Source organism: Microbacterium sp. WHRI 7836, assembly GCF_040223885.2.
GTDB lineage: Bacteria > Actinomycetota > Actinomycetes > Actinomycetales > Microbacteriaceae > Microbacterium > Microbacterium oxydans.
On sequence record NZ_CP168171.1, the window covers coordinates 343,696 to 358,163 of the forward strand.

18 protein-coding genes are annotated in these 14,468 nt (G+C 68.8%); 9 read left to right on the forward strand and 9 right to left on the reverse strand.

Features of this window, described 5'->3' with window-relative positions; translation table 11 throughout:
* The first annotated feature begins 10 nt into the window (after positions 1-10).
* Together ABRP18_RS01630 and ABRP18_RS01635 are read left to right on the forward strand one after the other, a co-directional pair.
* Positions 11-433 (forward strand): MarR family winged helix-turn-helix transcriptional regulator, encoded by a 423-nt coding sequence (locus ABRP18_RS01630; RefSeq protein WP_227751321.1) that lies wholly within the window; start codon positions 11-13, stop codon positions 431-433.
* A gap of 71 nt (positions 434-504) precedes the next feature.
* Positions 505-831, forward strand: coding sequence for a hypothetical protein (locus ABRP18_RS01635; protein ID WP_046746943.1), 327 nt, complete (start codon positions 505-507; stop codon positions 829-831).
* A 147-nt stretch (positions 832-978) separates the two neighbouring features.
* Here the strand turns inward: ABRP18_RS01635 and ABRP18_RS01640 are convergent, their stop codons facing one another.
* Positions 979-1,731, reverse strand: a complete 753-nt coding sequence (locus ABRP18_RS01640) for an SDR family NAD(P)-dependent oxidoreductase (RefSeq protein WP_058632779.1) — start codon at positions 1,729-1,731, stop codon at positions 979-981.
* Positions 1,732-1,838: 107 nt separating this feature from the next.
* Complete coding sequence (locus tag ABRP18_RS01645; protein ID WP_113680258.1) at positions 1,839-2,345, reverse strand: MarR family winged helix-turn-helix transcriptional regulator; 507 nt, start codon at positions 2,343-2,345, stop codon at positions 1,839-1,841.
* A 128-nt stretch (positions 2,346-2,473) separates the two neighbouring features.
* On the opposite strand from ABRP18_RS01645, the gene ABRP18_RS01650 reads away from it, so the two are divergent.
* Positions 2,474-3,265 carry an SDR family NAD(P)-dependent oxidoreductase gene (locus ABRP18_RS01650; protein WP_113680259.1) on the forward strand — a complete coding sequence of 264 codons (792 nt, stop codon included), beginning with the start codon at positions 2,474-2,476 and terminating at the stop codon, positions 3,263-3,265.
* 60 nt (positions 3,266-3,325) lie between these two features.
* Here the strand turns inward: ABRP18_RS01650 and ABRP18_RS01655 are convergent, their stop codons facing one another.
* Complete coding sequence (locus ABRP18_RS01655) at positions 3,326-4,468, reverse strand: epoxide hydrolase family protein (RefSeq protein ID WP_349885395.1); 1,143 nt, start codon at positions 4,466-4,468, stop codon at positions 3,326-3,328.
* Between the two features lie 121 nt (positions 4,469-4,589).
* Between ABRP18_RS01655 and ABRP18_RS01660 the strand changes: the two genes are divergently transcribed.
* From ABRP18_RS01660 to ABRP18_RS01670, 3 genes are all read left to right on the forward strand, one after another.
* Positions 4,590-4,979: a helix-turn-helix domain-containing protein gene (locus ABRP18_RS01660; protein WP_349885396.1), complete on the forward strand. Its 390-nt coding sequence runs from the start codon at positions 4,590-4,592 to the stop codon at positions 4,977-4,979.
* A gap of 2 nt (positions 4,980-4,981) precedes the next feature.
* Positions 4,982-5,959 carry an SRPBCC family protein gene (locus ABRP18_RS01665; protein WP_113680290.1) on the forward strand — a complete coding sequence of 326 codons (978 nt, stop codon included), beginning with the start codon at positions 4,982-4,984 and terminating at the stop codon, positions 5,957-5,959.
* Between the two features lie 159 nt (positions 5,960-6,118).
* Positions 6,119-7,471, forward strand: coding sequence for an FAD-dependent oxidoreductase (locus ABRP18_RS01670; RefSeq protein ID WP_349885397.1), 1,353 nt, complete (start codon positions 6,119-6,121; stop codon positions 7,469-7,471).
* On the opposite strand, the gene ABRP18_RS01675 is transcribed toward ABRP18_RS01670, so the two are convergent.
* The 5 genes from ABRP18_RS01675 to ABRP18_RS01695 all read right to left on the reverse strand — a co-directional run bounded on the left by ABRP18_RS01675 (position 7,462) and on the right by ABRP18_RS01695 (position 11,264).
* On the reverse strand, positions 7,462-8,187 hold the full coding sequence (locus tag ABRP18_RS01675; protein ID WP_141370832.1) for a Pr6Pr family membrane protein: 726 nt from the start codon (positions 8,185-8,187) through the stop codon (positions 7,462-7,464). The two genes, ABRP18_RS01670 and ABRP18_RS01675, sit on opposite strands and share 10 nt — an antisense overlap.
* Positions 8,188-8,267: 80 nt before the next feature.
* Positions 8,268-8,657, reverse strand: coding sequence for a DoxX family membrane protein (locus ABRP18_RS01680; protein WP_046746984.1), 390 nt, complete (start codon positions 8,655-8,657; stop codon positions 8,268-8,270).
* A 29-nt stretch (positions 8,658-8,686) separates the two neighbouring features.
* Positions 8,687-9,415, reverse strand: a complete 729-nt coding sequence (locus tag ABRP18_RS01685; protein ID WP_349885398.1) for a ribonuclease H — start codon at positions 9,413-9,415, stop codon at positions 8,687-8,689.
* Between the two features lie 34 nt (positions 9,416-9,449).
* On the reverse strand, positions 9,450-10,232 hold the full coding sequence (locus ABRP18_RS01690) for an ABC transporter ATP-binding protein (protein ID WP_046746936.1): 783 nt from the start codon (positions 10,230-10,232) through the stop codon (positions 9,450-9,452).
* A 78-nt stretch (positions 10,233-10,310) separates the two neighbouring features.
* Complete coding sequence (locus ABRP18_RS01695) at positions 10,311-11,264, reverse strand: ABC transporter substrate-binding protein (RefSeq protein ID WP_058632060.1); 954 nt, start codon at positions 11,262-11,264, stop codon at positions 10,311-10,313.
* Between the two features lie 40 nt (positions 11,265-11,304).
* Between ABRP18_RS01695 and ABRP18_RS01700 the strand changes: the two genes are divergently transcribed.
* From ABRP18_RS01700 to ABRP18_RS01710, 3 genes are read left to right on the forward strand one after another with little or no spacing between them, the layout of a single operon-like run.
* On the forward strand, positions 11,305-12,354 hold the full coding sequence (locus ABRP18_RS01700) for an iron ABC transporter permease (RefSeq protein ID WP_061015396.1): 1,050 nt from the start codon (positions 11,305-11,307) through the stop codon (positions 12,352-12,354).
* A complete protein-coding gene (locus ABRP18_RS01705) occupies positions 12,351-13,400 on the forward strand; it encodes an iron chelate uptake ABC transporter family permease subunit (protein ID WP_349885399.1) in 1,050 nt (349 codons plus the stop codon). Before ABRP18_RS01700 ends, ABRP18_RS01705 begins: the two co-directional genes overlap by 4 nt.
* Positions 13,393-14,199, forward strand: a complete 807-nt coding sequence (locus tag ABRP18_RS01710) for a siderophore-interacting protein (RefSeq protein WP_061015398.1) — start codon at positions 13,393-13,395, stop codon at positions 14,197-14,199. The genes ABRP18_RS01705 and ABRP18_RS01710 overlap by 8 nt, the downstream gene beginning before the upstream one ends.
* Before the next feature lie 23 nt (positions 14,200-14,222).
* Here the strand turns inward: ABRP18_RS01710 and ABRP18_RS01715 are convergent, their stop codons facing one another.
* A complete protein-coding gene (locus ABRP18_RS01715) occupies positions 14,223-14,468 on the reverse strand; it encodes a hypothetical protein (RefSeq protein WP_061015399.1) in 246 nt (81 codons plus the stop codon).

Here is a 14,468-nt window from a genome sequence, read left to right on the forward strand (position 1 = left end):
TCTGGGGGTCATGGCGTCTCGGCTCGACCGCGACGTCGATGAACTGCTGCGCGTGGAGGCGCGGCTCGCGCGGCGCCTCGTGGCGGGGCGCCAGCCCAACGAGACCGACCGCTCGGCCCTTCGCTTCATCGCAGCGGCCCCGGTCGATGCGCCCGTGACTCCGAGTGATCTCGCCGCTCACCTGGGGGTCAGTACTGCGGCGATCACCTCCGTGATCAGGCGTCTGTCCGATCGCGCCCAGATCGTGGTGACGGCGCATCCGGACGACAGGCGCTCGAAGGTGATCCGTCCTTCACTCCGCGACATCAACTCGCCCGCGGACGAGGTCTCGCGGCGGGTGGCGCGGGTGGAAGAGGAGTTCACCTCCGCCGAGCTCGCCGTGATCTCGAGGTTCCTGCGGCGGCTCACGGCGGAGATCGATGCGATCGAATAGTCCCGTTTGCCATTTAGCTAGCTAAACTAGTAATCTAATTCCTGTACAAAACGCACAGGAATGAGGGACTCATGGGCCAGCTCAGTTACGCCGGGGAATCGCAGATCGTGGAGATCGACGATGCGACACTCGCCCACCTTCGACTCGTCACCGTGACCAAGCTCCGCCGAGGAGAGTCGTTCCCGCTCACCCTGCGCACGTCGCGATCGGGCACGGAGACGCTGTGGATGCACGCCTCGATTCCCGTGCGCTTCGCCGTCGCGGAGGAGATCGAGCTTCAGCGCCCGCTGCTGGTCAAGATGATGGCCGCAGCGAGTTCTGCGCACGGTCTGGACCTGACGGACATGGAGCTGGCGCCGCTCCTCTCTCCGGCGCCTGCGATGCACGCGGTCGCCTGATAACTCGCCTCCGCCGCCGACGTGCTCCTGGGCAAGGCGTGCGCGACGACGGCCGAGGCTCGCAGCGACGACATCGGGGGGTGTCTGCGTCGCTGCTGATGGCATCTGACCACCGGGAATCGGGTCCCGGGGTCGGATGCCATTCGTTCAGAGGGCGGTGTAGCCGCCGTCGACCAGGTGGTAGCTGCCGGTGATGAAGCTCGCGGCGTCGCTGGCGAGGAACGCGATGAGGTTCGCGACCTCGTCGGCCTGCCCCAGGCGTCCGATCGGGTGCTTCGAAACGAGGAAGTCCTTCGCCTCGGGTCCCATGTTCGCGAGCAGCGGGGTGTCGATGAACCCGGGGCCTACGGAGTTCACGCGCACGCCCTGTGCCGAGTACTCGAGTGCCGCCGACTTGGTCATGCCGACGACGCCGTGCTTGGCGGTGACGTAGGCGGGGGAGTTGGCGAACCCGACGCTGCCGAGGATCGACGCGATGTTCACGACCGAGCCCCCGCCGTTCGCGAGGATCGAGGGGATCTGCGCCTTCATGTTGCGGAAGACCGCGTTGAGGTTGATCGCGATGACCTTGTCCCAGGCCTCGTCCTCGTACTCGGCCGTCGGAGCGGACGCTCCACCGATGCCGGCGTTGTTGACGCCGATGCGCAGCGGGGCGAGGGAGTTCGCCAGCTCGATCGAAGAAGCGATCCACGAGGCATCGGTTGCATCGCCGACCGAGGCCTCGGCCGTGCCGCCGGCGGCGCGGATCTCCTGGACGACCGCGTTCGCGTGATCCGCGTTCAGGTCGTTGACCACGACGGATGCACCGTTCTTCGCCAGCAGGAGGGCGGTCGAGCGACCGATTCCGCTGCCTGCTCCCGTCACGATCGCCGAGCGGTTCGAGACGTCGTACTGAGCCACGAGAGACTCCACTTCCGGGCGGGCACGGTGCCGGGAGATCTTCTCGGACGGTCCGTCCTTCACTCCAGCCTACGCCTGAAACGCGGAGGTGGATTCACATGAATGGACTAGTCGCGCCCGGAATCGCCCGCTCCCGGTGTCCAGATCGGATCAGGACTGATCGCCGCGGAGATACGGGTGCTGATCGACCCCAGCTGTCGCGCCTGCGCGGCGGTGAGCGTGTCGAAGACGAGACGCTGCACCAGCGCCTGATGGCCCGGCGTGGACTCGGCGACCTTCGCGTGGCCTTCGTCCGTCAGTATGCCGAGGGTGAATCGCCCGTCGGTCGCGTCGATCTCCCGTCGCACCCATCCCTTGGATTCCAGTCGCGAGATCGCGCGCGACAGGCGTGACAGTGTGCAGCTCGCATAGGTGGCGAGGGTGCTCAGGCGAAGGCGACGATCCGGTGCGGAATCGAGCGCGAAGAGGATGCCGTGCTCGAAGTGCGTGAGGCCGCTGTCGCGCTGCAGCTGCGCATCGAGAGCTGTGGGGAGGCGCTCCAACAGCGTGGCGACGGAGGACCAGATCGCCAGCTGATCGTCGCTCAGGTGGGGGGCGTTCGGCCGCTCGGACATGCCTTCAGGATAGGGCATTCGGGCTCGGGTCTCCGCGAACCTTCACTTTCCCAAGCAAGCAAAAAGACGTAGAGTGACTTTCCTGAGCAAGTAAAGCGACGTCTTTGGCGTCGGAAGGAGGAAGCGGAGTGGATCTGCAACTGCAGGGCAGGACGGCGTTCATCAGTGGCTCGAGTCGAGGGATCGGATATGCGATCGCCGATGCGCTCGCCGTCGAGGGAGTGCGAGTGATCCTGAACGGACGCGACGCCGCGGCAGTCGATGCGGCCGTCGGGCGGCTGCGAGCCGCGCACCCAGGGGTGACCGCGTCGGGGATCGTCGCGGACTTCGCGAATGCGGATGACGTCGCGAGACTCCTCGATGAAATGGGAGACGTCGACATCCTCGTCAACAACGTGGGCCTGTTCGGGCTCGCGGAGTTCGAGGCCGTCGACGACGCCGGGTGGCAGCGCTACTTCGAGGTCAACGTGATGAGCGGAGTCCGGCTTGCACGACACCTGCTGGGCGGGATGATCGAGCGAGGATGGGGCCGGATGATCTTCGTCAGCAGCGAGTCGGGGGTGAATGTCCCCGCGGACATGGTGCATTACGGCGTGACCAAGGCGGCGATGATCGCTCTCGGCAACGGTCTGTCGAAGCTCACCCGCGGCACCTCGGTCACGGTGAACACGGTCCTGGGTGGGCCGACCTATTCCGATGGGGTCGCTGCGGCGGTCGAGGCTGTGGCGCAGGTGCAGGATCTGTCGCCGGACGCCATGAAGCAGGTCATCATCGGCGAGAACCGCACCACTCTGCTGGAGCGGTTCCTCGACCCGACCGAGGTGGCCGACCTGGTCGCCTACCTCGCGAGTCCCCGCGCGTCGGCCACGAACGGGGCGGCTGTGCGCGCGGACGGCGGGGTGCTCACGTCGATGCTGTGACCAGTCGATGCGGTGGTCGACGGCTGCGGCTCTGCGTGCACAGCGGTGGCGGAGGTGGATTCACGCGGGGGATGCGTGCGGCAGTGCGCGCGCGAATGCGGCGATGTCATCGGCGAGCAGGGCCGGCTCCTCATGCGGTGCGAAATGGCCCCCGCGCGGCATTCGGGTGTAGCGCACGAGGTTGTACGTGCGTTCGATCCAGCTCCGCGGCGGCGACGCCAGGTCGTGCGGGAACAGGGCGACGGCGGTCGGCACCTCCACCCGTTCTATGCGTGAGGTCAATCCCGCGGCGTGCTCGTAGTAGGGGCGGAACGACGTGCCGATCGAGTTCGTGAACCAGTACACGGACGCCAGTGTCAGCAGGTAGTCGTCGCTGAAGCGGGAAGAGACGTCGCCGCCGCAGTCGCTCCAGGATCGATGCTTCTCCAGGATCCACGACAGCAATCCGACGGGGGAGTCCGAGACGGCTGGCGCCAGTGTGAGCGGCCGCGTCTGCTGCTGATGCTGATATCCGCCTTCGGACGCCGACCACTCCTGTACCCGGTCGAGGTGGGCCTGCTCTTCGGCGGTGATCGACTCCTCGTCCACGTGTGAGGGAGCGGCTGTGGACAGCAAGTGGATGCCGACCATCTCGTCGGGGTATGCCTGCGCGAGACGAGAGGTGATCCCCGCTCCCAGGTCGCCGCCGTGCGCGAGGTATCGGGGAAAAGCGAGATGCTCCGTCATCAGCAGGTGCCACAGGTCGTGCGTCTGCACGCCGAGTCGGGGGCGTTGCGGTGAGAACGGCAGTCCGGGAAGCGCGGGCACGATCACGGTGGCGGCGTGGGCAGGATCGCCCCCGAAACGCGACGGCGTCGCCAGGCGCCGAGCGACATCCACGAGTTCGAGTGCTGTGCTCGGCCAGCCGTTCGTGAGCAGAACGGGAACGCCGGTCCCTCCCTGCTCCGCATCGAAGCGGAGGTAAGCGACAGGCGTCCCGTCGATGTCCGCCTGCCGCCAGGGCAGCTCCTCGATCTGTTGTTGCTGCGCGCGCCAGTCGAAGCCGTTCAGCCACACGTCGACGAGCCGGCGAAGCTCCGCCTGCTCGGTGCCCGCCTCCCAGCCCTCCACGGGCCACGGCTCGGCCCAGCGCGTGTTGCGCAGCCGCCGGCGCAGATCCTCGAGGTCATGCTCGCCGACGTCGAGGAGGGAGTGTCGGGACAAGGGAGACCTCTTCCTGGACGGCGTGGGCTGTGATGCGACGCTATCGCGCGGCACCGACACCGAGGCGCGATTCACGAATACTCCTTGACACACCCGCCGCACAGGCATAACGTACAACCAAATGGTTGCACAAAGAGAACTGAGCGAAGCGGAGGTCGACCGTGTCTTCCACGCACTGGCGACGTCGACCCGGCGTGACATCCTGCGCCGGACGATCGAGCGGGAGCAGTCGGTCTCGACCCTCGCCTCCGAATACGAGATGTCGTTCGCCGCAGTGCAGAAGCACGTCGCCGTGCTCGAAGCCGCGAACCTCATCGTCAAGCGCGCCGAGGGACGCGAGCGGCTCGTCCGCGCGAACCCCGAGATGATCGCCCGCGCCAGGGCGCTCCTCGCCCGATACGAAGAGCTGTGGCGGTCGCGCATCGCCCGGCTCGACGATCTGCTGGCCGAGACTCCTCGGTCCAACTCGTCCGACAACAGCGACAGCACGAACACCGAACAAGGAGACTGAACATGCCTGTCACCGACGTCATCACCGATGCCGACAACCTGACCATGACCGTGGTCGCCGACTTCGCCGCCCCGATCGAGAGGGTGTGGAGCGCCTACTCCGACCCGCGGCAGCTCGAGCGCTTCTGGGGCCCTCCCGGATGGCCGGCCACCTTCACCGCGTGGGACCACACCGTCGGCGGTCGTGCGCAGTACTCGATGAACGGTCCGCGCGGGGAGAAGTCGTCCGGGTCGTGGGAGTTCATCTCGATCGATGCGCCGAACGCGTTCGAGGTCATCGACTCGTTCGTCGACGAGAACGGCACACCGCTGGACGGCTTCCCCGCCCAGCGGATGACCTTCGCCTTCGAGTCCACCGCCGACGGCACCCGCATGACCACCACGAGCCACTTCGACTCGGTCGACGCCCTCGAGCAGGTCGTCGAGATGGGCCAGGTCGAGGGGATCAAGATGGCGATGGCGCAGCTCGACACCGTGCTGCAGGACCTCCGCGACTACGCGCAGGGCAAGGGCACGCGACTGGAACTGCTCGACGACACGCACGTGCGCATCACCCGCCTGGTCGATGGACCGCGCGAGCTGGTGTGGCGCGCGCACTTCGAGCCCGAGCTCATCCGCAAGTGGATGCTCGGACCCGACGGGTGGGAGATGACGGAGTGCGTCGCCGCCACCGAGGTCGGCCAGTCGTACCGGAACTCGTGGGCGCCGGTCGGCGACACCGAGGGGCAGCCGTTCGGTTTCGAGGGGGAGGCGCTCCTGATCGATGCTCCGCGCCGCGCAGTGACCACCGAGCGGATGCAGGGCCTGCCGACCGAGACCCTCAACGATCTGAACCTGTATGAGGAGGACGGCGCGACCCTCGTCACGCTGCTCATCGAGTACCCGGACAAGGAGACGCGCGACATGATCCTCGCCACCGGCATGGTGGACGGCATGGAGTCGTCGTTCGCCCGTCTGGAGCGGGAGCTGCTCGCCGTCTGAGTGTGAACAACTCCTCAGAACCGGCCGGACCCCCCGCGGTCCGGCCGGTTCTCCGGCTCTCGGCGCACTGTTCTTGAGGAGTTGTCCACGCGCCGCCTGCCGCACCCGACGCGGAGTCGGCAGGCGGAACCCGATGAGGCGGGATAGGGTGGCGTCACGATGAGGATCACGCGCCGCACTCTGCTCCTCGGCGCCGGAGCCGGTGTCGCTTCGGTGCTGCTCGTCTCCTGTACCCCCGAACCTGCGCCCACGCCCACCCCCACCCGCACGCGTGAGCCGGAGCCTCCGCCCGGTGTCCCCGCCGCAGCCGGCAGCGTGCGCAGCACCTGGACAACGGACCCGTACTCTCTCGGCGCCGTCAGCTTCACCCCGGTCGGTGTGCTGTCCGATACCCGCTCCGCCTTGTCGCGGCCCGTCGGCAAGCGGCTGTTCTTCGCCGGCGAGGCGACCGACGTCGACGCTCCCGGCACGGTGCGCGGAGCCATCGCCTCGGGCACCCGCGCCGCCGAAGAAGTCATGGTCCCGGCGACCTCGGGCGAACGCATCGCCGTGGTGGGCGCAGGACTCGCCGGCGCGACGGTCGCCGCGCTCCTCGCCGAGGGCGGCATGGAGGTCACGGTCTTCGAGGCACGAGACCGTGTCGGCGGGAGGATCCACTCGCGCCTCGACGACTCCTGGCCCGTACCGGCGCAGCTCGGGGCCTGGCTTTTCAGCGCGGACGACAGCGAGGTGCTCGATCGCCTGAGCAGCGGGGAGGTCGGGATCGTCGATCTCTCCGGCGAACTCTGGCGTGGAGCCGATGGCGACATCGACCCGGTCGACCCGCAGCCTTTCGACGCCGCGATCACGACGGCCCAGGCTGCTCCCGAAGACACCTCCGTGGCCGACGCGCTGACCGCCGCGGGTATCGACCCTGCTGACCCCGCGACCGCCGCATTGCTCGCGATCCTCGCTGCCCGCACCGGAGCCGGCGCCGACGAACTCTCGAGCTGGTTCGCGCCGCCGTTGCCCACAGGAGACCCGAAGGCGGCGACGGGCGACCTCACGCCGTTCATCGAGAAGACGCTCGACGGCGTCACCGTCGGCCTCAACTCGCCCGTCGCGAGACTTGCGTACGACGACTCGGGGGTGAGCGTGCGTCTCGGTACCGGGGAGGCGCTGTCGTTCGACCGCGTCGTCGTCACCGTGCCGCTCGGGGTGCTGCAGGACCGGAGCATCGAGTTCGACCCGCCCCTGCCCTTCTCCAACCGCGGCGCGGTCTCCGCTCTCGGCATGGGCGCGATCGAGACGGTGTGGCTGCGCTGGGACGAGGCGTTCTGGGACAGCGAGGAGGCGATCTGGCACGCTGTCGGTGCCGATGTGGCGATCCCGACCTGGATCAACCTGCGACCCGCGACCGGGGAGAACGTGCTCGTGGGGATCGTGGGCGGAGCGGCTGCCGCCGACTTCGCGCAACTCGACGAGGACGAGGCCATCGAAGCCGCCCTCGCCTCGCTCTCCCTCTACGTCTGACCGACGCGCTCGTCTATCGAGGCCTGCACGACCGTCGGAGTCTCCGTGCTCTGCTCGCTCTCCCTGCGCGGCGTTCGCGGCAGCGGCATGCGGCTGATGAGCACGAGCACCGAGGCGACCAGGGCGAACGTCGCGAGGGCGATCGCGGACGACACGAGGAACTCCAGCGGCCCGCTCACCTGTCGCGGGTCGAGGAAGTAGTAGGGGTACCAGCCGATCAGTGGCCCACGGATCATCGTGAACACGCCCCAGAGCACGGGATAGGCGAGCGTCACCGGCACCACCCGCCATGGGACGGAACGGTGCCCGGGGGCGAGTGCCCATGCCGCCACCGTCACTGCGGGCAGCCAGAAGTGGAGCACCTGATCCGACCACGGGACGTCGATGCGGATACCGCGGACCCCGGCCTGCCAGACGAGGATGGCGAACACGAGTCCAGCCGTGATCGTCCAGGTCAGCACGAGAGCCAGCGCGACCGTGAGCCAGCGCGGATCGCGTGCCGTGCGCAGGGCGATCACGCCCGCGATGCTCAACAGCACCACGAACGCGATGTTCGACTGGTTGGTCAGATAGGCGAAGAAGTTCTGGCTGGCGATGGTGTTCGACGCCAGGCCCCAGGCGAGTCGATGGATGAGCGCCACGAGGCAGACGGCGGCGGCGCCGAGGCGGAGCAGGCCGAAGACGGTGCGGGCCTTCACCGCTGCGTCACCACCCATTCCGTCATCCGCCGAGTCTACGGACCGCTCCTCGGAGGAGCCGCCGTGCCGCAGCGGGCGCCCTCACCCGCGACGGTCGCTCAGCGCCGCGGCTCCCGGGTCGACCACAGCGCCAGAGCGACGAGCACGGGCTGGAAGAACAGTCTGACGAAGCGCTTCATGTCGGTGTCGAGACCGAATCCGTCGCGGTGGTGCATCCACTGCGCCACGTTGCCGGGGAACACGGCGACGAAGAACAGAGCGGCGATCGTGCCGACGGTGCGCCGACGGCGGCGTGCCAGCAGCAGAGCGGAACCGAGCGCGACCTCGGCCACGCCGGAGGCCAGCACCGTGGTGTCGGGGTCGAGGGGCAGCGACTCCGGCACCTGCGCCTGGAACTCCTCGCGCGCCACCGTGAGGTGGGAGACGCCGGCGAAGACGAGCGATGCGCCGAGGAAGATACGGCCGATGGTGCGGGCAGGAGTCGACATGGTGCGAGTGTACGCCTCCGCCACTGCGCTCAGATCAGCCGACGGAGTGCCTCTTCGAGCGAGACGCCCTGAGCCTCTGCACGGTCTCGCAGCCTCGCGTGCTCGTCGGACGAAAGCGGGATGCGCAGCTCGATCGGGTCGTCCTCCGGCGCATCCAGCCCGTCGAGGAGATCGGAGGCCTCGGCCCACAGGGTCTCTGCGCCGGGCGCCGGTGTTGTGGGAGTGGGGGCCGGAGCCGAGGGGGCGGACGCGGCGACCGCAGCTGAGGCGGCGACCGCAGCTCCGGCATCCGTCGCCATCGTGAAGCCCGGTCCTCGCCGCGGTTCCTGCTCGGCCTGGTACGCCTTCGCTGCCGCGTTCGCCCGCTCGTCGGCGGCCTCGTTCAGGGGGTGACCTGCGTGGCCCTTGACCCAGGAGAACTCGACGTCACGGCCGCGGATGGCTTCGTCGATGCCCTCCAGCAGGTCGCGGTTCAGCACCGGTCCGCCGTCGGACTTGCGCCAGCCCTTGCGCTTCCACCCCGGCATCCACTTGGTCACGGAGTCGATCACGTACCGGCTGTCGCACTCGATCAGCAGCTTCTCGTCGGTGCCGGCCGTCGCGCGCAGCAGTTCCAGCACGGCGCGCAGCTCGCCCTGGTTGTTGGTGCCGTGCGGCGAACCGCCGGCCGCCCAGTTCGCGTCGTCGATGTACCAGGCCCAGCCGTTGGGGCCGGGGTTGCCCAGGGCGGAGCCGTCTGCGGCGGCGGTGATCGTCATCCTTCAACCGTAACGGTGGGGGACGACGCGGAACTCACCGCCGGACCACCATCGGGGTACCGGTGACCGGATCGGGTGTCACCACCGCGTCGATGCCGAAGACGTCGCCGACGCGCTCTGCCGTGATGAGTTCGGACGGGGTGCCGGTGGCGATCACGTGCCCCTCCTTCATGAGCACGAGGTTGTCCGCATACCGAGCCGCCTGGTTGAGGTCGTGCAGCACCGCGATGACGGTCTTGCCCTGCGTGTTGAGGTCCCGCAGCAGATCGAGCAGCTCGTACTGGTGCGCGATGTCGAGGAAGGTCGTCGGCTCGTCGAGCAGCATCACCGGTGTCTGCTGGGCGAGCAGGAGCGCGACCCAGACGCGTTGCCGCTGCCCACCGGACAGCTGGTCCACGTAGCGCTCGGCGAGGTCGGTGGTGTTGGTCGCGGCGAGAGCCTCGCGCGTGGCGGTGTCATCGGTGGACGTCCACCGCTGCAGTGCGGAGTGGTGCGGATACCTGCCGCGCGAGACCAGGTCGGCGACGCGCATCCCCTCGGGGGCGATGGCGTCCTGCGGCAGGAGTCCCATCCTGCGGGCGAGCTCCTTGGAGCCGTACTCGCCGAGCGCGCGGCCGTCGAACAGTACGTCGCCTGATTCGGGCTTCAGCACCCGGGCGAGGGCGCGCAGCACGGTGGACTTGCCCGAGGCGTTCGGCCCGAGGATCACGGTGAACGACCCCTCCGGCAGCGCCAGATCGACGCCGTCTACGACGACCTTGCCGTCGTAGGCGACGACGAGTCCACGGGCTTCGAGTGCCGGGTGCGGCGTGGTCATTGTTCCTCCGGGTGTTCGAATCGCCCGAATGGTTCCGTTTCCGGGTGGAATGGAACCAATCGAGCGATTCGAAAGGGGTCAGCCGAGCAGGTCTTCGACCTGGTCGATGACAAGGTTGGCACCGATCACGCCGATGCCCACCATCCAGGTGTCGTCCTCCACCTCGAAGGCCTTGTCGCCGGAGGGGCCGGGCTGGGCGCCCCACAGTCCGGTGATCCGCTCCTGCGTGGTCGCGGTGGGGTCTCCGCCGGGGCTCATGTAGAACACCACGTCGCCATCGATCTGCTCGTAGAGCTCGGGGCTGAGCTCCATCATCGAGTACTCGTTCCAGTCGCGGTCGGCTCCCAGGTCGAACCCCATGTCGGTGAGCAGCGAGCCCGAGAACGTGCCGGGCCCGTACAGGCGGAAGTTGTCGGCGCGGAAGCGCACGATCGATGCGGTGGTGCCGTCGGCTTCGACCGCCGAGCCGACCTCGGATGCGCGGTCCTCGACGCCCTTGATGAGCTCGTCCATCTTGTCGCTCTGGTCCACGGCGGCGGCGGTCAGCACGGCCTGCTCGGTCCAGTTGGTGCCGGTGTCCTCCGAGAAGACGGTGGGCGCGATGGCCGACAGCTCCTCGTAGAGCGCCTCGTGCCGCACCTTCGAGCCGATGATCAGGTCGGGGGCGAGGTTCGCGATCGCGTCGACGTCGGGCTCGGCGATGAAGCCGATCGATTCGGTGCCGTCGAGATCATCGGCGAGGTAGGCCGGGAAACCGCGTCCGGCCCCGATCTCCGGTGCGCCGACCGGAGTGATGCCCAGGGCGACCAGCGCGTCCATCTGCGGGGAGTCGAGCACGACGATCCGCTCGGGTACCGACTCGAACTCCGTCTCGCCCATCGCGTGCTCCACGGTATAGCTCGTGTCCGTGGCGGGAGCGGATTCCTCCGCTGCGGGGGTGCTCGAGCATCCTGTGGCGATCAGGGTGATCGCGGCCAGAGAGGCGACAGCGGTGGCGAGCGGACGGAAGCGCGTTCGATGAGGTCTGTTCACGTCTCACAACCCTAGTGATGTTTGGTTAGGCTATCCAAATATGAGTTCCGAACCGGTCGTCGTCGCGCGTCGTCGTGCCCCGCTCGCGGCATCCCGCTTCCCCGTGTGGTTCGGCATCGCCCTGGTCGTGGCCGTGCTGGCGATCTCGCTGGCATTGAGCCTCGCCGTCGGTGCGCGGTTCGTGCCCCTCGGTGAGGTGGTGCTCTCGCTGTTCGGCACGGGGGACCAGAACGTCCTGAACATCGTCGGCGAGCTGCGCGTGACCCGCACCGTCAACGCGGTCATCTGCGGCGTCGCGCTGGGTGCTGCCGGTGTGCTGATGCAGGCGCTCACCCGCAACCCGATCGCGGACCCCGGGATGCTGGGGGTCAGCGCCGGCGCCTCGTTCGGCGTGGTCGCCGGCATGAGCGTGCTGGGCGCCCTCGGCGTCGGCGGCACGATCTGGCTCGCGCTCGCCGGAGCCGCTCTCGCTTCTGCGGTGATCTTCTGGTTCTCGGGCACCCGGTTCGCCTCCGGTTCGCCCGTGCGACTGATCCTCGCCGGCGTCGCGTTCTCGGCCATCCTGGCCGGGCTCTCGCAAGCGATCGTGCTGACGGATGAGACGGTGCTCGACGCGTTCCGCTTCTGGCGAGTCGGCTCCCTCACCGCCCGACCTGTGGAAGAAGCGCTGCCGCTGGTCGTCTTCATCATCGTCGGCGTGATCCTCGCTCTGCTGCTCGGGCCCGCACTGAACCTGATGGCACTCGGCGACGACAGCGCGATCGCCCTCGGGGTGAAGCCCGGTGTCGTGCGCGCGCTCGTGCTCCTCGCCGTCACGCTGCTGTGCGGCACGGCGACCGCGATCGCCGGTCCCATCGCGTTCGTCGGTCTCGTCATCCCGCATCTGCTCCGTCGCCTCGTCGGACCCGACCTCCGCATCGTGCTGCCGCTGTCGCTGCTCGCGGCCCCGGCGATGCTGCTTCTGGCCGACACCCTCGGCCGCGTGATCGGCGGAGGCGGCGAGGTGCAGGTCGGCATCGTCACGGCTCTGATCGGCGGCCCGCTGCTCATCGCCTTCGTGGTCGGCAGGCGGACGGCGGGGATCTCATGAGCCTGCGCACCGTCGCGCTGACGTCCGACGACCGTGTCCTCCGCGGAGAGCGCTGGTCCTTCCGGTTCAGCCATCGCACGGCCCTCGTGTGCGGCATCCTCGCCGGCGTCCTGCTGGTGCTGCTGGTCGCCGCGCTCATGATCGGCGAGTACATCGTCACCCCGGCCGCACTGATCGAGACGCTCCTCGGTCGCCCGCCGGAGCGACTCGACGAGTTCTTCGTCCTCGGGCGCCGCCTGCCGCGAAGCCTCGTCGCGATCGTCGTCGGCGCGAGCCTGGCCGTCGCCGGGGCCGTGTTCCAGAGCCTGACCCGCAACCCGCTCGCCAGCCCCGACGTGATCGGCATCAGCAGCGGTGCCTCGGTCGGCGCGGTGGTCGTGATGCTCGTGCTGGGCGGATCCCTGGCGCAGGCGGCCCTCGGAGCGGTCATCGGTTCCCTCGTGATCGCGGGCGTGATCGTCGTGTTCACCGCGCGTTCCGGGCTCCACGGCGTGCAGCTGATCCTCACCGGTGTCGCGCTGTCGGCCACCGCCATGGCCGTGGTCGACTACGTGCTGACGCAGGTGTTCGTCGCGAGCGCGACCACGGCGCAGACCTGGTTGATCGGATCGCTGCAGGGCCGGGGATGGGGTGATCTGCTGCCTGCGCTGATCGCGTTGCTCCTGATCATCCCGCTCCTCGTCTGGGCGGCGCCGGCTGCGCGGATGATGGCACTCGGCGACAGTGTCTCGACCGCACTGGGCGTGCGGACGGTGCGGGCGCGATGGATCCTGCTCGTCGCCGCGACCCTGCTCGTGGCGGTCGCCGTCGCCACGGCCGGGCCGATCTCGTTCGTCGCGCTGATCGCCCCGCACATCGCCCGGCGTCTGACCGGTGCGACGAGCTTCCTCGCCTCGGGGCTCGTGGGGGCGCTGCTGCTGCTCACGAGCAACCTGCTCGCGCAGAACATCTTCCCGGCGCCGATCCCGGTCGGCGTCGTCACCATCACCGTCGGCGGCGCATTCTTCCTGTGGCTGCTCTGGAGAGAGGGGGCTCGGCGTGGCTGAGCACACCATCGACCGCGTCCGTCCTCCACAGCGTCCTCGCCGTTCCGGAGCTCGCGTCTTCGCCGCCCGCGTCACGGCCGTGCGCGATCTCACCCCGCACATGCGGCGGCTCACCATCTCCGCGGCGGAGTTCGCCGACTACGCGCCCGCGGGACCGGACGAGTACCTCGGTCTGCTGCTGCCCCGCGACGAGAGCGTTCCGCTCGTGCTGCCCGCGAACGATGGGACGGAGAACATCCGTGCGGCTGTCGCGGCCATCCCCGACGAGGAGCGGCCGGATCTGCGGTGGTACACGTTGCGCGACCACCGCCCCGAGGCTCGCGAGATCGACGTCGACTTCGTCGTGCACGGCGACGAGGGCCCAGGAACCCGATTCGCCGGACGAGCGCGCGCCGGGTCGGCCCTCGGCATCCGCGAGTGCACGGCCTTGTATGCCCCACTGCCCGAGACCCGCGCCCGAGTGATCATCGGCGACGAGTCGTCACTACCCGCGATCGCCCGCATCCTCGAGGCGACGGAAGCTGCGGAGACGCATGTCTTCATCGAGATCGCGGATGCCGCGGAGAAACAGGATCTCGCGGGCGCCGTCACCTGGGTCGAGCGCCGGGGTGAGCTGCCCGGTGCGCGACTGCAGCAGGCGGTACGGGCTGCTGCGCTGCCCGAGGTGATCGACTATGCGTGGGTGTGCGGAGAGCGACTCGCGGTGCAGGAGCTGCGCCGTCACCTGGTCGACCGTGGCGTCTCGAAGGACCGGATCACGTTCTCGGGCTACTGGCGGCTGGGTGAGGCGCGGGGCTGAGGTCGGCGGCTCCGGCCGGTCTGTCAGTCCTTCTCCGGGTCGTCGTCCTGGGGCTCCCGGTTCTCGGTCGCGGTGGCTTCCGGCACGGGAGGGGCGACCGGGAAAAGGACCGAGCTCAGGTCACCGCTGGTCTCTGCGCCGAGTCCGATCGACAGCGGATCGACGACGGGTGCCGTGTCGAGGACTTCCGATTCGGAGCGCTCGAGCGGTTCCGAGGGCAGCACCCACTGGTTCTCTTCTTCTTCAGGCTTCTGCTGGAACAGTCCCAT

What these genes read in the sequence shown, in the direction of transcription:
- ABRP18_RS01630 (WP_227751321.1), top strand. Translation starts at nt 11, where the DNA reads ATGGCGTCTCGGCTCGACCGCGACGTCGATGAACTGCTGCGCGTGGAG.
- ABRP18_RS01635 (WP_046746943.1), top strand. Translation starts at nt 505, where the DNA reads ATGGGCCAGCTCAGTTACGCCGGGGAATCGCAGATCGTGGAGATCGAC.
- ABRP18_RS01645 (WP_113680258.1), bottom strand. Translation starts at nt 2,345, where the DNA reads ATGTCCGAGCGGCCGAACGCCCCCCACCTGAGCGACGATCAGCTGGCG.
- ABRP18_RS01660 (WP_349885396.1), top strand. Translation starts at nt 4,590, where the DNA reads ATGGTTGCACAAAGAGAACTGAGCGAAGCGGAGGTCGACCGTGTCTTC.
- ABRP18_RS01665 (WP_113680290.1), top strand. Translation starts at nt 4,982, where the DNA reads ATGCCTGTCACCGACGTCATCACCGATGCCGACAACCTGACCATGACC.
- ABRP18_RS01670 (WP_349885397.1), top strand. Translation starts at nt 6,119, where the DNA reads ATGAGGATCACGCGCCGCACTCTGCTCCTCGGCGCCGGAGCCGGTGTC.
- ABRP18_RS01675 (WP_141370832.1), bottom strand. Translation starts at nt 8,187, where the DNA reads ATGGGTGGTGACGCAGCGGTGAAGGCCCGCACCGTCTTCGGCCTGCTC.
- ABRP18_RS01680 (WP_046746984.1), bottom strand. Translation starts at nt 8,657, where the DNA reads ATGTCGACTCCTGCCCGCACCATCGGCCGTATCTTCCTCGGCGCATCG.
- ABRP18_RS01685 (WP_349885398.1), bottom strand. Translation starts at nt 9,415, where the DNA reads ATGACGATCACCGCCGCCGCAGACGGCTCCGCCCTGGGCAACCCCGGC.
- ABRP18_RS01690 (WP_046746936.1), bottom strand. Translation starts at nt 10,232, where the DNA reads ATGACCACGCCGCACCCGGCACTCGAAGCCCGTGGACTCGTCGTCGCC.
- ABRP18_RS01700 (WP_061015396.1), top strand. Translation starts at nt 11,305, where the DNA reads ATGAGTTCCGAACCGGTCGTCGTCGCGCGTCGTCGTGCCCCGCTCGCG.
- ABRP18_RS01705 (WP_349885399.1), top strand. Translation starts at nt 12,351, where the DNA reads ATGAGCCTGCGCACCGTCGCGCTGACGTCCGACGACCGTGTCCTCCGC.
- ABRP18_RS01715 (WP_061015399.1), bottom strand. Translation starts at nt 14,468, where the DNA reads ATGGGACTGTTCCAGCAGAAGCCTGAAGAAGAAGAGAACCAGTGGGTG.